Source organism: Granulicatella balaenopterae (assembly GCF_900111135.1).
GTDB classification, from domain to species: Bacteria; Bacillota; Bacilli; order Lactobacillales; family Aerococcaceae; genus Granulicatella; species Granulicatella balaenopterae.
The window spans coordinates 1-17,234 of the sequence record NZ_FOGF01000043.1; the positions used below are offsets into that span (position 1 = coordinate 1).

7 protein-coding genes are annotated in these 17,234 nt (G+C 33.8%); all 7 read left to right on the forward strand.

All coding sequences use genetic code 11. The features are described 5' to 3' along the window. Nucleotides 1-339: 339 nt before the first annotated feature. The 7 genes from BMX09_RS08370 to addA all read left to right on the forward strand — a co-directional run bounded on the left by BMX09_RS08370 (nucleotide 340) and on the right by addA (nucleotide 16,823). Nucleotides 340-4,173, forward strand: coding sequence for a hypothetical protein (locus BMX09_RS08370; protein ID WP_089747631.1), 3,834 nt, complete (start codon nucleotides 340-342; stop codon nucleotides 4,171-4,173). Next, nucleotides 4,163-6,013, forward strand: coding sequence for a hypothetical protein (locus BMX09_RS08375; RefSeq protein ID WP_089747633.1), 1,851 nt, complete (start codon nucleotides 4,163-4,165; stop codon nucleotides 6,011-6,013). The genes BMX09_RS08370 and BMX09_RS08375 overlap by 11 nt, the downstream gene beginning before the upstream one ends. 225 nt (nucleotides 6,014-6,238) lie before the next feature. After that, the gene (locus BMX09_RS08380) at nucleotides 6,239-7,168 is read left to right on the forward strand and encodes a manganese-dependent inorganic pyrophosphatase (RefSeq protein WP_089747635.1); all 930 of its coding nucleotides are present in this window, start codon (nucleotides 6,239-6,241) and stop codon (nucleotides 7,166-7,168) included. A 267-nt stretch (nucleotides 7,169-7,435) separates the two neighbouring features. After that, nucleotides 7,436-8,311 (forward strand): VOC family protein, encoded by an 876-nt coding sequence (locus BMX09_RS08385; RefSeq protein WP_089747637.1) that lies wholly within the window; start codon nucleotides 7,436-7,438, stop codon nucleotides 8,309-8,311. 1 nt (nucleotide 8,312) lies between these two features. Beyond that, a complete protein-coding gene (locus tag BMX09_RS08390) occupies nucleotides 8,313-9,203 on the forward strand; it encodes a YitT family protein (RefSeq protein WP_089747639.1) in 891 nt (296 codons plus the stop codon). Nucleotides 9,204-9,355: 152 nt separating this feature from the next. Then, a complete protein-coding gene (locus tag BMX09_RS08395) occupies nucleotides 9,356-13,066 on the forward strand; it encodes a PD-(D/E)XK nuclease family protein (protein ID WP_089747641.1) in 3,711 nt (1,236 codons plus the stop codon). Continuing rightward, nucleotides 13,059-16,823 carry a helicase-exonuclease AddAB subunit AddA gene (gene addA, locus BMX09_RS08400; protein ID WP_089747643.1) on the forward strand — a complete coding sequence of 1,255 codons (3,765 nt, stop codon included), beginning with the start codon at nucleotides 13,059-13,061 and terminating at the stop codon, nucleotides 16,821-16,823. The genes BMX09_RS08395 and addA overlap by 8 nt, the downstream gene beginning before the upstream one ends. Nucleotides 16,824-17,234: the final 411 nt, after the last annotated feature.

The window sequence follows — 17,234 nt, forward strand, 5'->3', positions numbered from 1 at the left end:
ACTAAGAAGGACACTGCTGGTAATTATGTTCCAGGTGTAACCTTTGAAGTATGCTACTATGAAGACTTTAGTGGTACAAAATATACATACACAACAGAAAAAGACGGAACAGTCACTATCCCTAATTGGGCGAGGAGTAACATTCAAATATAAAAGCTTACTTGTTTTTTATATTTTATGGATATTCCCAGATTTTCTTGATTTACATAGATAATCATTATAAAATAAACGTAAGAAAGCGTTTTCTATAAAGATTGTAGTTAGTTTTGTAATGCACCTGTTTGAGTGTTTAAAAGCATAATTACTATCTACTAATAATGAATAAGGTGGTTTGATAGTATGAATGAACATCAAAAATATATTATTAAAGATATTCTTTCCGAGATTGTAGAACCGTTGAGAGGTTTAACACTTATTTCAAATCCGGCTGGTAGTGGTAAGTCATTTGAAACGAGTATTTTTATTGCTGATTTGATTGGCAAGACCGACCGTAAAATTTATTATATAACGCCACGTTTGGATAATGTGAATGAATTGTATGATGATTTGTTGCTAGCAATTGGTGATGATGATCATAAGCGTGAAAAAGTTTTAAAGATTGAATCATATCGCCATGCTGTGTTAAAGGGATTGTCTTACGTGAAAGATAATAAAGTGATTAATCAGTGGAAGGAGACACAGGAGTTATTAACTAGATTGAATCATTATCAAAATACAACCGATAAAAATTATAAGAGGGAACTTGAGCAAATTATTTTTTATGACGTGGGTAATTTTGAGTACAGATTCAGAAAAAGATTGTCCTATGAATTTAGAAAGGCTTATAAAAAGCAAAATAATAAATATAAAAATGCCTATGACTACATGCAGCATAGTGAGTGGAAGTTTATTGAAAAAATATATCCTTCTGCAGCCTTAAATCAAAAGCAGGTTTTCGTGTTATCAAGTGCTAAGTTTTTTGGTAGAAATGATCCGATTATTAAGTTGCCGTATAATTTTACTGATGAATATGTTATTAAAGATGCGATTGTTATTATTGATGAATTTGATGCGATTAAGCGGGATTTGTTGTGTCGTTTGGCTGAGGATAATTTGCAAATGAATTATGTGCGCTTATTTAAGGAGATATATTATTGTTTACAGGATATGGAGTCGATTGATGAGAATACGTTGAATCTTGGAGATGGTAATTGTCGCAAGCAACTAGATGTTTTGAAGTTAGAGAGTGAAGAGCTACATCAAAAGTACTTTCCTAAGACGAAAAATATGAAGTTACTTGTTCGGGATGAAGACCGTGATACTTTGAAGCGTATTGAGAATAATGATCAGATTTTGACGTATCGTGGGGTGCAAGCTCATCCTACTATGAATAGGCAAACGTATTTTTATTTGCCTTGTAATGAGGAGAATAATTATCATCTAGAGCGGGCGACTGATGAGACTTGTAATTTGGTTTTAATGAGTAGTGAGGTTAATTTCAAGCAAGATGATTATTATCCGATTTGGTTGATGGTTAATGAGATTCGTAAGTTTGTTATTAAGTCTTTGAGATCATTTTATTATACTGCGGAGGATTATCAAAAGGAAAAGAATCATTATTATACACTTATGGGGAATAATGAGGAGAATTTAGTTAGTTTAAATAATGCGATTAGTACGGTGATTTCTAATTTGAACTTTTCTGATAGTAATGAGAATTTGGATCGTTACACGAAATATGTTTTAAGTGTTACTGAGCCTAATATGTATCATAGTTCTAAAAAAGAGAAGGCGTCGCGCGATCATAGTATTTATTCGAAGGGTTTGTATTATTGTTGTGATTATGAGAGTGAACGCACACGAGATAATAGTCAAATTTGTATTTATCAGTTATTTAATACACCGGAATTGATGATGTTGAATTTATGTACTAATGCCCATGTGATTGGAATATCGGCGACTGCTGAGGTTCCGTCGGTGGATAATTTTAATTTGGAGTATTTAGATCAGGAACTTGAAAAGAGGGGCTTAGATATCTATCCATTGACTGCTGAACAACAAGAGAGATTAAAGGCAGACTATCAAAGTAAATCATCTGGCTATCAAGATTATCAGATTGAGACGAAAATTATTAAGATTGCTGTTGAAGATCATAATCGAGTAGATGTGCGGTCTGATCTGGCTTGGTTATGTGATGAGAATCGGGTAGAAGAGTTACAAAATAAGATTTGTTATGAGAAGGAATATGCGGATGCTAATAGGCGTTGTAAGCAGTTAGAAGCCAGTGTTAGGCAGCATCCATATGATTATCAAAGGTTAGTGAAGCAATGGCGCTTGATGAAATCTGTTATGCAGAATTATAAGAATGATCAAGTTATTTCCAATTGTCTGCTTTTTAGTAATAAGGGGTTACAAATTGGAGAGCGTGAAGTCTATACATTGGAAAATATGAAATTAGGTGCCGTTTTTGCTTATATGAGTATTACGGATGCTAACTATCAAGAAGCTACGCAAGCTGTTGATAAAATAATTTACTCTATGAATGCGGAAAAGTTGAAAAGCTATAAGACTCTAGATGCCAATACATCAGGAGAGATAATAGAAGAACTATCTACAATTCAGAATGCTTTTACAAATAATACGCTCATGTTTTTGGTGACAACTTATAATAGTGTTAGTCGTGGGAATAATCCTCAAGTTGAAGTTGATACTAAAGAAATTAAAAAGCGTCTTAATGAAGAGCGGTTGTATGAGATTAATGAGATTTTTAAGAAGTATACTCATATGGATTGGGATGCGATTTATATAGAGAAGCCAAGTTATGTGATTCCGAATATTCAGGAATTATTTGCTAGAGGTCAGAGTGCGGAAACTTTGGAGAGTTTATTTATTGTAGAAGATATTTGTCACCGTGAAAAGTTTCGTATGCCGACTAAGCATCGTATTTTGAAAGATTTCTTTATGAAGGTCTATGATGATAAGACTATTGCTGCATATAATTTGTTATATGCTTGTCCATCTGTTAAAAATGCCTATACTACAAGAATCTATCAAACCATTGGGCGGATGTCGAGAACGAATTTGAAGAAGAAATATAATGCAATATATTATGATGCAGATTTAATCGATGTGATTGAGGCCGACTGTAAGAAATTAAATTTAGCGTATACGACTAATGAGTTTGAAAAATTCCGTTTGGAGCTTAAAAAAGAACAATATTTAAAAGAATTGCGCTTTAAACAGAATGTCTTTGAAGCTTTTAGCAAACAAAACCAAAGATGCAGACAAGTTATTGAGGGTATCTTCCCTGAAATTGGCGAAAAAGGATGGGATAAAGATACTATGGCTTTTTGGGAGCAGTTAAGAGAGGTGCTATTACAATATCCGACTGGTATGACGGCTAAGCAGATTGCTAAGACAAGTAAACAGTTTGATAAATTTAATTGTGTGCAGCGATGGGGATTTGATTTTAAGGATATATTTTTGGAATTTCCTCAAGCTAAGAATCATTACTTCTTTAATATAGGGCGAGATGAAGATAAAGATATGATCTATGTTTCAAAAGATAATCAAAAAAATAGTAAGCAGTCCGTGGATTATCCTTATGAAGTGTCGATTGAAAGCTCACGTTTGTCTTACTTTTCGAATAATGAGTATGTGCAGGAATATTTTTCTGAAAAGGGATATTCATTGGACTGGGATAAGAAGTCAAAATATATGATGTGTCCTTATATCTATCATAATATCTATAAGGGTGCTGTTGGTGAAGAGATTCTTAAAGCTATTTTTACGAAGAAATTTAATTATCAAGTATATCCGATTACTGATGAAGAAGCTTTTGAGAAATTTGACTTTATTGTTAAGACTAGCAAAGGAAAAGTTTTTGTTGATGCTAAAAATTTCGGTGCAGCTAGTATGGTGAAGGAGTTTGCAAATGAGGAGTTACTGCTTAAATTGAAAAGAAAAGTTGCTGACTTAGATATTAAGAAGGCTTTTATTATTAATTTAATCGATCAATTAGGCGACCGTCATAGCTTGAATCGCTTGAACTTTACGATTGTGCAAGGAATTTATACTTTTGTAAATGATTATCAGGTGAATCCAAAGCAAAGTCCTCAGAATGAAGGGTTAACTGAAATGGATGTAATTAGAAATATAATAGAAGAAATAGAGGTGGATAAGCATGTTGAGTAAAGTTGGCGAGGAATATCATGATCGTCAAATGCTAATTAATGAGTTAGTTTACGATGATGTGGATATAGAGTGTTTTAATAAGGAATATGATATCTATGAGCTACAATGTATTAAAGAAAAGCCATGGATTAATTTTGATGCGCAGTTATTTGATCGCTTGGATGATTTAAATGCAGTTGAATCTGTGAGTTTTTTGGGTGGTAGTAAAGCCTATATATTAATGAAAAAATTTCAACCTATTACAATGAATGATTTTTTAACGAATGAGGAACAAGTAGATTATCAGTTTAATACATTTGAGCTGAATGAGCTAGATAAGCAATATAAGCCAGTGAAGCTTGATATCATGTATACTCTATTACTGAATGCTTTAAGTAAATATCAGGGTGAACATGAGACTTACTCGAATGTCAAAGGGCATCTTTATTTAGAAGTGTTAACAGATGAAGAAAAGAACGGACAACATATTTTAATGGAGATAAGTGTTAAGAATGGCTTGTTAAATCGGAAGCAATGGTCATTATGTGAGTATGATGATAATGCTTTGTGGCAAAAAAACAAGCCGAAGTATACTTTGAAAGAGGGGCCGGGCACTGCAATGCTTGTTAAAAAATATAAAGGGGAAGGAAAAGCATATGTGATTGGCGCTCCTCCGTATAATAGTCGCACGATAATCCTGGTAGATCAATTGGTATTAAAAGATAAAAAACATACAAAAGTTGAAATGTATGAGAAATTGACAAAATCATTCAACAATCGCTATAGCAAATTCGCTAAGTTAGATTTTCAGTGTCACAATGTTAAAACAAAAGAAATCGAAAAGTTTGGGAAAGTTAAGAGTAAGAAAAAAGATATTATTGAAAAGTTGGGAAAAGTTTATTATGTGCATTTTGAAGAAGCGCAAACTGAAAATGAAATTAATAATGAAAAAGAATTAATCAAGCAATTGAAAACTTTGTGTCCAGTAGTTAAAGAAGTCAAGCATATTAAGAAAGATGCGTTAAATATCGTTGTAATTCATAATTCTGAATATTATCAACAAAGAGGTCAAACAGATCGTAAACTAAAAATCAATAAAAATATTATTACGCAATGCATAACGTGTGAGAGTCTAGATTGTTCATTAAAAGAAGGCAAAATCCATAATTTGGCACTGCATTTATTAAATGAATTATGTGTAAAAAAAGAATTGTATCAAAGAAAGATTGAACGTTGGAATTATGATGCAATGGAATTCTATCTAGGAATGAAAACTAAAGGTGATAAAAATAAAAATGAAGAGTATCATTGTCTGATGAAGATTGCCAAAGATGGTAGCTTTACAATAACATCAACTATTGAAGATATCGACAAAAATCATTATCGTAAATATCTCAACGAAATAAATTATCAAGGAAATGTCTGTATCGTTAAACACGGTGAAGACTATAATCGCATTTATCATACAGATTATAGTCCGATGATTGATTATCAAGCTGTTGAAGACTTAGAGAAACAATCGAAGGAAAAAGGAAATACAGTATCAAGAATCAAATCGAAAGTCGCTGTTCGTGATGGTTTGGCCTATCCATATTATGGTAAATCGGTTATGGTGATTGATAATCAATTACATTATTGTGTTGGGGAAAGTGATGGGGGATTAATGTATGATGTAAAAACTATGTGTAATATTTATCGACTTGAACAAATGGATGGTTCAAATATTATTTATGACATACTAGATTTGCTTGAAGATATTCATGTTCGTTGTAATTCAATTGCAGGTGTTAGACCATTTCCGTTTAAGTATATGTTGGAGTATTTGAGAATTAATCACGTAGGGAAAAGTTTTATTTTGTAAAGTAATCATTAGCTAAAAGTTTTCACCTTTTTACTTTATTTCATCTAAATAGGGGGACTGATTATATTTTGCATCCCCGCATCATAACGTTCTCTTCCCCAAAAAGATTAGTAAAATTTATTGTTCACGAAAAATTATTTTTACTATATAAAATTAGGAGGGTGCTTTTTATAAGCTAATGTGATACACTAATATAAGAAAATTAAGAATGTGAGGAATCATAACATGGGAAAATTATTAGTTTTTGGACATCAAAATCCAGATACAGATGCGATTGCGTCAGCGATTTCATTTGCTTATTTACAAAATCAATTAGGAGTTGAAGCTGAAGCAGTAGCATTAGGCACTCCAAATGAAGAAACACAATATGCACTAAATTACTTCAAAAAAGACGCACCTCGCGTAGTTGAAACTGTAGCTAATGAAACTGATCAAGTAGCTTTAATGGATCACTGTGAAGCGCAACAAAGTGTTAGTGATATTCAAGATGTAGAAGTTAAGTTCGTAGTGGATCATCACCGTATTGCTAACTTCCAAACAGCTAATCCTTTGTACTACCGTGCTGAACCAGTTGGCTGCACAAATACAATCATTTATAAATTATACAAAGAAAATGATGTTGAAATCCCAGCTTCAATCGCTGGTTTAATGGTATCAGCAATCATTTCTGATACATTATTATTCAAATCACCAACATGTACAAAACAAGATATCGTTGTAGCAACTGAATTATCAACAATTGCAGGTATTGATTTAAATACATATGGTTTAGATATGTTAAAAGCAGGTACTAACCTTTCTAACAAATCTGAGGAAGTATTAATCGACTTAGATGCTAAATCATTTACAATGGGTGGTAAAAACTTGCGTATCGCTCAAGTAAATACGGTTGATGTTCCTGAATTATTAGAACGTCGCGCAGCATTAGTTGCAGCAATGTCAGCTTCAAATGCAGCTAATAATTATGATATTTTTGTTTTAGTAATTACAGATATCTTAACAAGTGAATCAACTATTTTACCAGTAGGAACTGATTTAGATACTGTAGCAGAAGCGTTTAATGCATCATACCAAGATGGTCTATTAGTATTACCTGGTGTTGTTTCACGTAAAAAACAAGTAGTACCTCCATTAACAAATGCTTTTGAAGGCTAATTGTAAATTAAAAAATAAATACAAGATACTAGGTTGAAGTCATTTGATTTCAACCTAATTCTTTATGAACTACCCCTAATTGTTTGTAAAATAATTAGGTATATCAAAAATAGGTTTTGAAACGAGCCAATCGGTACATATTCATATTTGGATTTTGGGTACCAAAAAGTCTGTGGTGATAAATCAATCAAGATAGAACCAAAACCACAGCATCACGCATCTTACATCGTGAGAGTTTCAGTATAATATTATTAAGGAAGAGAACTTATGAAAAGCTTCATTCATTATATAAAAACAATATTACAGGATAAAAAAAATGAATCGGAATGGCAATTAGGTTATGTCACAATTGGTGTTCATGATTTAAAACAAATGAAACGATTCTATACCAAAAATCTAGGTTTATCGGTCTTACAGAGTTATCAACACTCCATCTTATTAGGGAGCGCAATTGGTAGCGTTCCTATGATAAAATTAGTTCAAATTGCTCCACCGTATCAACAAAAAGTTCTATATTATATTGGGTTGAAATTACCCAAAAAAGAATATTTAGGAGATTTGGCCAATCATTTGTTAGCAGAGAATTGTTTGATTTTAGCTAGTGAGGATGATGGCTATAGTGAAGCATTTTATATTAAGGATCCGGAAAATAATCGTATTAAAATTTATTGGGATAAACCTTCTATAGATGTTCAACTAAATTTTGATCATCAAGAAGCAGATGATTTGCATTTACCAATCAATCATTTATTAACGATTCGTGATAATCCCTATGATGAGTTACCAAGGAATTCTCGTTTAGCACAAGTACATTTATCAGTTAAAGATAATCTTATTCAAGAAGAGTTCTTTACGGAGATATTACCTTTTGAGACAACTTATGATTATGTGATGAAGCGTCGAAATTTTAAAATGAATCATGATTATTATTCGATCGCTACGAATGAATGGAATCGGACGCATCTGATGAAAAGAAGACCGACTGATTTGTTAGAAATAATGCTATATTCGCCGAATTTTCGAGCATTAGAAGCAATTGTCAAAAAATTAGAAGCAGAAAATATTGATTATACATTGGAAAATTCTGAGTTAGTTTTTAGTACTCCAAGTCATATCCAGTTATGTATTAAAGTGAGGGAATAATATGTTTGCATCGAAAAAACAACAATTTCGAGCATTGTGTAAAGATCCAAGAACAAAACATTTATTAAGTTTATTAGCTGTTGTGGGGTCGGGGTTTCTACAGGCCTTTACCTTAAAAGTATTTATTGCACCAGCGCAATTATTATCAAGTGGCTTTTTAGGGATATCTATTTTAGTCAATAAAATTGGAGCATTATTTGGTGCAGATATCTCAATTTCTCTATTGATGTTACTGTTAAATATTCCGGTAGCTTTATTATGTTACCGAGGGATTAGTCCACGTTTTACGTTTTATTCGATTATTCAAGTAATTTGTGGGAGTTTCTTTATTCATGTATTGCACTTTGAACCATTTATTAATGATATTATGCTGAATGTTATTTTCGGTGGGGTATTTAATGGTTTGTATGTATCATTGGCATTAAAAGGGAATGCTTCAACTGGTGGGCTAGATTTTGTGGCATTGTTTATCTCTAATAAGAGTGGGCGCACAATTTGGAAACAGATTTTCTTATTTAATACGATTTTATTAGTTATTTTTGGAGCATTATTTGGTTGGGAGTATGCAGGATATTCGATAGTCTTTCAATATATTTCTACTAAAGTAATTAGTACTTTCCATAGACGTTATCAGCGTGTGACATTATTGATGACGACTAGAAAGCCGCAAGAAGTGATGGCAGCTTATACTAAGCAAGTGCATCATGGTATTTCGTGTTTAGAAGCAGAAGGTGGTTATAGTCATGAGAAGACCTATTTACTTCATGCTGTATTATCATCTTATGAGGTATTGGATGCGATTGATTGTGTCTATAAAGTTGATCCAGCCATTATTATTAATCAATTAACAACAGATAATTTTTATGGTAGATTTTATCGTGAACCAGAATGATTGGAAAGTGGGGAGAAATCCTCGCTTTTTTTATGTTTTTAAAGGAGATGGATTAAGAGAGAGCATTCTGATAAAATATAGGATTTTGGCTATCATGATGTGACAAGATAATTTATAATAAATGTAACTATATTAAGAGAGGAGAGGTTGTTATGGGTTTTGAACGGTTAATTAAAACAGAAACAACGAACCACCATCAAGTCATTGTAAGAGAAATGACTGAGTGGTTACAAAAAGATCCAGAAAATCAAGTTTTTTATTTAATTCCTGACCATATTAAGTTTACAGCTGAGATTGATATGATTAAGCAAACAGTTAAAGAATTGCGTCCACATGCATCACAGTGGGCTGCAACAAGGCTACAAGTTTTTTCATTTAATCGTTTGGCGTGGTATTTATTAAAAGAAAACCCAATTGCCCAAAAGCCAGGTATTAGTAAGGTTGGTTTGGGAATGATTATTCAAAAGATATTAATGACGCATCAAGAGGAGTTAGTCTTATTCCGTCATGAAATTCATCACCAAGGTTTTATTGAGCAATTGGTGGATATTTTTATGGAATTTCGTCAAGGAGGGATTGAGCCGGAAGATTTTGCGGTCTTTATCAATCATGAAGAAGTGGATACGACTACTGATGCTAAGCAAAGGATGAAGGAGTTTGGTATTTTATATCGTTATTTCCAACAAGAATTAGTTGGTAATTATATTGCAATGGAGGAAGTCTTGCAAACGGCAGCAAGTGTGATAAGGGAGCTTGATTTTAGGAAGACTTTAGTCATTATTGATCATCATTATTCTTTTAAAGCTGGTGAGTTGGAGATTTTGGCTGCTTTTACGGAATGTGCTAGTAGAACGCAATTATATACTTCTTTATCGATGGATGCCTTAAAAGATGGTCAAGATAGTCAATCACTTTATTATTCAAACTATTTATTATTACAAAGAGTAACGGATTTCTTAGCGGATTATGGTCACTATGTTCAAGCTACAGTGGAAGTTAAGAACGGAAATTCGTTGTATAATGATGATTTTAAGCAGTTAGAAGCTTTTTGGTTAAGTTCTAATAAAGGGATTAAAAAGCCTTATACCGCTTCAAAACAAGAAATTGATTGCTTGTCAGTGGTGCGTTATGACTCACATAAAGAAGAACTACAAGAAACTGTCGCCCATATTCATCAATTAGTTCATTCTGGTCAGTATCGCTACCAAGATATTCAATTAGTCACTCGTACCTTAGAGGCAGATAGTTTGTTATTAGAACCATTATTAAGACAATATAAAATTCCTTATTTTATTGATTTGACTGATACTATGGACAAGCACCCATTACTGCAATTAATTGAGAGTATCTTTGCTATTAAAAAGCATTTCTGGCGTTATAGTGATATTTTAGCTTTATTGCGTTCGGAATTAGCATTTTGGCCAATCCAATTGATGAAGGAATTAAAAGCAAAAGAAGATGCAGAAGAATTAGAAGACTTATTAGAAGTATCTATGCCAAGTGAGATTGATTTGGTATTAGATACTGATGAATTAGAAGCTTCCCCTGAAGAGCTATTAAATCGTAAGACACAAGCGGTTGAAGAGTATCGTGCACGAGTAGACTTAAGTGAGAATGTTATTTTAGCGAATGGCTACCAAGGTCGTGACTGGGTATCTAATAAACCATGGTATTACCAACCAGAAGCAATTGATGAAGATAGTGTCCTGGCGGAATTAAGCTTTGATGAGTATGCCGCACAAACAGCCGCTCAATTACGAGAAGTTGTTACTAGTCATTTGCAACCGTTCTTTAAACAGTTAGATGAGCCTGATGTAACTTCTAAACAAGCAATGAGCTATCTATTCCAATTATTAGAAGAAATTGGGGTCTATGAAGCGACTTTATATTGGCGAGATATCGCTAATGAGAAAGGGAATATTGGCTTAGCGCGTAAACATGAACAAACATGGAATGAATTTATTCGCATTGTTGATGAATATGTTGCTATCTTTGGTGAGACGCCTTTCCAATTAGATCAATTCTTACAACTTTTACGGACTGGATTCACTCAGACTCATTATAGCATGGCTCCAACCACACTAGATCAATTAATCTGTACAGGGATTGATGCTTTGCAATATAATCCTAAGAAAATTAGTTTCGTTATTGGAGCAACTCAAGGTAATTTACCTAAACTTTATGAGAATAAGACACTATTTACAGATGAAGAACGCGATCTATTAACCAATGAATTAGATTCAGGGCGTTTTTTACGTCCATCTAGTGCCCAACAACAAACGATTGAGCCTTTTGTTTTCTATAAATTATTAGTATCAGCTACAGAACATGTTTATTTTTCATATGCTCAGATATTAGAAGATTCATCAACTTCTCAGGAAATGTCTTCTTATTTGGAACGGTTACGCCTGAAGTTTGATTTCCCAATAATTGATGGTTCCAAACGCAAACAAGAGCGTTTTGAGCGTCATGAGTTTTATACGGATTCAGAATTATATATGCATTTATTAGAACAATATCGTAAGTATCACCATGATTTAGAGGCGATGCCACGTGAATGGGCAGCCATCGCTAAAGTTTTAGCCAAAAATTCTACATACAAAGAGCGCTATCAACAATTAATTCAAAGTGTCTTCCGTTATAATGTGCCGGATAAATTACCAAAAGAATTGGCGGAAAGTTTATATGGTAAAAATCTCTACCTATCTATTTCGCAAGTTGAGTTATTTAATTTGGATTCATTTGGGCACTTCTTACGTTATGGTTTGAAGTTGGAAGAGCGTCGTGAATTTGAGTTAACGATTCAAAATGCAGGAAATTATTTCCATGATGCGATGGATTTATTTGTTCAATACTTATCTCAGAGACAATTATTAATCGAAAACTTGAGCCAAGCAGAAATCGATCAAATTTTAACGGAGATTTTAGCCCAGCAAGATGAAAAGCAACAATATATTATTTTAAGTTCTTCAAAACGAATGGAATTTATTCGCTCATTGTTACAAGATACCATTAAAACAACGGCTCATGCGATGCAACAGCAGCAAAAACAATTACTATTAAAACCATTTGCAACAGAATTAGTCTTTGGTCCAGGTAGTCCATACCAAGTCACATTACCATTAAATCAAATGAATCATACTTTATCACTAAGAGGTAAGATAGACCGAATTGATTATGCGCATACAAGTGTCGGGGATTTTATTAGTGTCTTAGACTACAAATCAGGCAAAAAGGATTTTAATATGGATAAATTCATGGCTGGTTTGCAATTGCAATTATTCGTCTATTTATCTGTTAGTCAAAAAATTGTTCAAGAACAAACTCATAAGAATATTGTGCCATTTGGAGCATTTTATATGCATCTGCATCAACCAAAATTCAAGCATACAGATTTGATGAAAAAAGTGTCTTTTGAAGAATTATGGTTAAAAGACTTTTCTTATAAAGGCTTAATGGCAACGGATGAATCATTAATTTCTATTTTAAATCCTTTAGAAAATGACGAGCCAAGTTTAGTTTTGCCTTATGGATTAAAGAAAAATGGGGACTTTACAAAAGCTTCAAAAGTTGTTACACGAGAAGAATTAGAATTGATGATGGATTATGCTTACTATCAAGTTAAAGAGACAGGGAAACGTATCTTAGACGGCGACATTCGCCTTTCACCGTATAAGGGTGAGAACTTTACACCGTCTGTTAATGGGATTTACACACCGATTTCGCAATTTGATGCTACTTTACCAGAAAATCAATATATAATACCGAAAAAGAAATCTAAGGAAGCCTATTTAGAAGAAATGGCGCTTGCTTTAGAAGATGATGAGGAAATAAAAGAAATGCGAGGTGATACGAATGAGTAATATTCCTGAAAAACCAGCAAATATTAGAGCAACCCCACAACAATGGCAAGCAATTATGGAACGCAATAAAAATATTCTTGTATCAGCTTCAGCCGGTTCAGGGAAGACAATGGTATTAGTGCAACGTATTATGGAACGCATCAAAAATGGCGATTCAGTAGATGAATTATTAGTTGTAACCTTTACTGAAGCAGCTGCTAAAGAAATGAAGGAGCGTTTACGTAAAAAATTAGAAGAAGAAATCACCAAAACAACGGAACCAGAATTAAAACAACACTATATTAATCAAGTCTATTTAATGGGGAAAGCCAATATCTCCACGATTCACGCCTTTTGTTTGAAAGTGATTCAACGTTTCTTTTACTTAACGAATTTGGATCCTGTCTTTAGTTTAATGTCTGATGAGATTGAATCGATTTTATTAAAAGAAAAAGTATGGCGTGATTTACAAGAGGAGTTATTTGAGAGTGATCCAGAGTTTATTAATTTGTGTCGTTATTACTCTTCAGACCGTACGGATGATGGGATTACTGAATTAGTCTATCAATTATATGACTTTTCACGTGCTAATCCTGATCCTAAAAAATGGATTCATGATTTACCATTGATTTATCAGACAGGTTCGACTTGGGCAGATTCGCCATTAGTAGCTGAGTATATTCACCCAATATTAATGGCCAAGTTAGAACAAGTAACAACAGACTATGATGACTTACTAAAACAAGTCGAAACAAGTGGCTTGCCAGAGAAGTTTAGCGAATTATTACTGAATGATGCGAAGGTCGTGACAGGAGTTCGTGATTTAGTGAATGCTTTGGATTATGATGCAGCGTATATGGCGGCTAATAGTATAAAGTTTGATCGTTGGGCTACTTTGAAAAAAGACGAAAAAGAAATGAAACCTCTAGCAGATAGCTTAAAAAAACGCCGAGATAGCTTAAAAGAGACAATGAATGAAATTATTAAGGTCTATTTCTGGGAGTCACCAGCTTTCCAATTAGCGCAATTACATCAAATCGCTCCTACTATTGAAGAATTAGCAAAAGTAGTGGAGATGTTTTATGATGCACTACAAACAGAAAAATTACGTCTTAATAAGGTTGATTTCTCTGATTTGGAACATATGAGTTTACAGATTTTAAATACCTTAGATGAGAATAATACGCCAATTGCTGCGAACTACTTTAGAGAACAATTTGTGGAAGTCTTAGTTGATGAATATCAAGACGTTAACCGTGTGCAAGAAACGATTCTACAAGCTGTTACACGTCATGAAAAAGGCCAAGAAAATATGTTTATGGTAGGGGATGTTAAGCAATCAATTTATTCATTCCGTTTGGCTGATCCAACTTTATTCTTAGGTAAGTACAATGATTATGCAAAAGATGAAGGTGGGACACGTATTTTATTGGCGGAGAATTTTCGTTCACGCTCACAAGTCTTAGATTTCACTAATGTTATCTTTAAACAATTAATGAATACGACTTTAGGACAGATGGAATACGATCAAGCTGCTGAATTAGTGCATGGTAATAAGAGCTACTCTAACTTACAAGATAAACATACAGAAATCTTAGTGATTGAAAACGAGCAAGAAGATGAACCTGGTGAAGCTAATGAAGATCAAGCTTTAGAAGAAGAGCTATTTGATTCATCAGCAGAAGCCGAGATTACCTTAATTGCTAATAAGATGCGTGAATTAATCGAGCAGCAGTTCATCGTGATGGATCCTGATACTGGAGAAGAGCGTCCAGTTCAATATAAAGACATGGTAATCCTAGCACCTACGAAGAGTCATAATACCTTAATTAGTGAAGTCTTATCGATGTTTGATATCCCAGCAGTTGTGCAAAAGACGGATCAATACTTTAAACGTACTGAAATCACCATTGTCCTATCATTATTGAAAGTGATTGATAATCCGTTACAAGATATTCCATTAGTGGCTGTTTTGCGTAGTGGGATGGTTGGGTTGACAGAGATTGAATTAGGTCACATCCGCCATTGTCATAAAAAAGTCTCTTATTATCAGGCAATAGAACAATTTGCAAAAAGTACTGAATATAGCGATGTGTCTTATCTGACGTTAGAACAGGAGCAAAGATTACGCCATAAAGTTCAACATTTTTTAAGTCAATTACAAGAATGGCGTAGTGTCGCTAATAAGATTCCATTGCATCAATTAATTTGGCAAATCTATCAAGATACATACTATTTAGAATATGTCCATGGTCAAACAAGTGGACAACAACGCGCATTGAATTTACACGCTTTATATGAGCGTGCCAAAAACTATGAAACAAGCTCATTTAGTGGCTTGCATCAATTTATTAGATTTATCGAGTCAATGCAAAAGCAAGAAAAAGACTTGGCTGAACCAACAAGTATTACTGATGACCAAGATGCTATTCGTGTCATGACGATTCATGCTAGTAAAGGATTAGAGTTCCCAGTTGTCTTTATGATGAATGCTGGTAAACGATTTAACTTACAAAATGTGCAACAATCCTCAATCCTTTCAGCAACTTTAGGAATAGGGACTAAGCATATTGATTTAGAACGTCGTGTATCTTCACCGACCTTAGCGCATATTGCAGTCCAACAAGAGCGTCTAACAAAAGAACTATCGGAAGAAATGCGTAAACTATATGTAGCCTTAACCCGTGCTAGAGACAAATTATATATTATCGGTAGCGTTAAAAATGCCGCTAGCCTAGAAAAACATTGGGCAATGATTCAAGACTCAACACAATGGACTTTACCAGATATTTACCGTTTAGAAAATAAAGGCTACTTACATTGGATTGGAATGGCTTTAGCACGTGCTAAGAATCCAAATCCAGTCAATCCGAACCAAGCTGCTATCTTTGGGAAAGCCTTCGAATACGACTTATCTTATTACTCTTACCAAGATGTCTTAGATTATTTACGTAAATGGCAAGGCACCGTTCCGACATTTGATAGCACAAAGAAAATCATCTTACCACATCAATTAGAGATTAAATACGAACAACAACCAATTAACAAAATGCTTAGCGAATTAACGAAGACTTATCCGCATCTAACGGCAACCCAAACTTCAAGTTACCAAAGTGTTACCGAGATTAAGCGGTTATTCGAAGATACGGATGTCATAGATTTACCACAATTAGAATTGGACACAACCGCAACTCGTACTGGTCTATATCAAATTAATACCTTAGCCAAACCAGCCTTCATGAGTGGTGAAAAACGTGCTAGTGCAGCAGAAAAAGGGACAGCTCTTCACTTATTAATGCAACAAATCGATTTAGAAGAGCCAATTACGCTAACAAGTGTCTCTAAAACCTTAAATCAGCTAGTTACAGCCGGTGTTATCGAAAAACATATTGCCAAAGTATTAAATATTAGTAGCATAATTCAGTTTTTTGCAACAGACTTTGGTCAATTATTGCTTAAAAATGCCCAAAACGTGAGACGCGAACAAGCGTTCTCTTTCATCTTACCGGCAAAAAATGTCTTCAAAGACGTCACCGGAGAAGATGATTTATTAGTTCACGGGATTATAGACGGATACTTAGTGATTCATGATGAAATTATCGTCTATGACTTCAAAACAGACTATCTACGAGATACACCAGCCGATATCAAACGGATTAGTGACAAGTACAAAGGGCAATTGAATCTCTATGCAGAAGCTTTAGCCAATAGCTTGCAAAAACCAATAGCTCATAAATACTTATGTTTATTAACAATTGGGAAAAATGTAGAAATTTAAAAAAATATTGCGTGGAGTGAGCAGTGAGTGTGTGGCATTTGCTAAGAAAATGAAGCGAATGTTACAGGAATAGACGATGAGCGCTATGTAAGGCGACAGCCACAGAATAAGCAAGCTGCACAACCAAACAATCTAACGTAACACTTAATAAAGCAACGTCTGCTGACTATACAGCAATAGCAAACGCTGTAGCACTGTAAAAGAGCCTTCCATCTAGTCAATCTAGGTGGGAGTTTTTTATGTGTTAGACCCTTAGAAGAAAGTAGGGGAGTTATGATGCAATAGGGAATAGCTGTTCTCTATTTTCATAAAAAAAGGCTCTTCGTCAAGTAGTGTTGTTGAGGAATTATTAAAAGAAATCTGAAAGATTTATATTAGGGCTTAGTGGACTTGTTTACCACACAAAAGAGG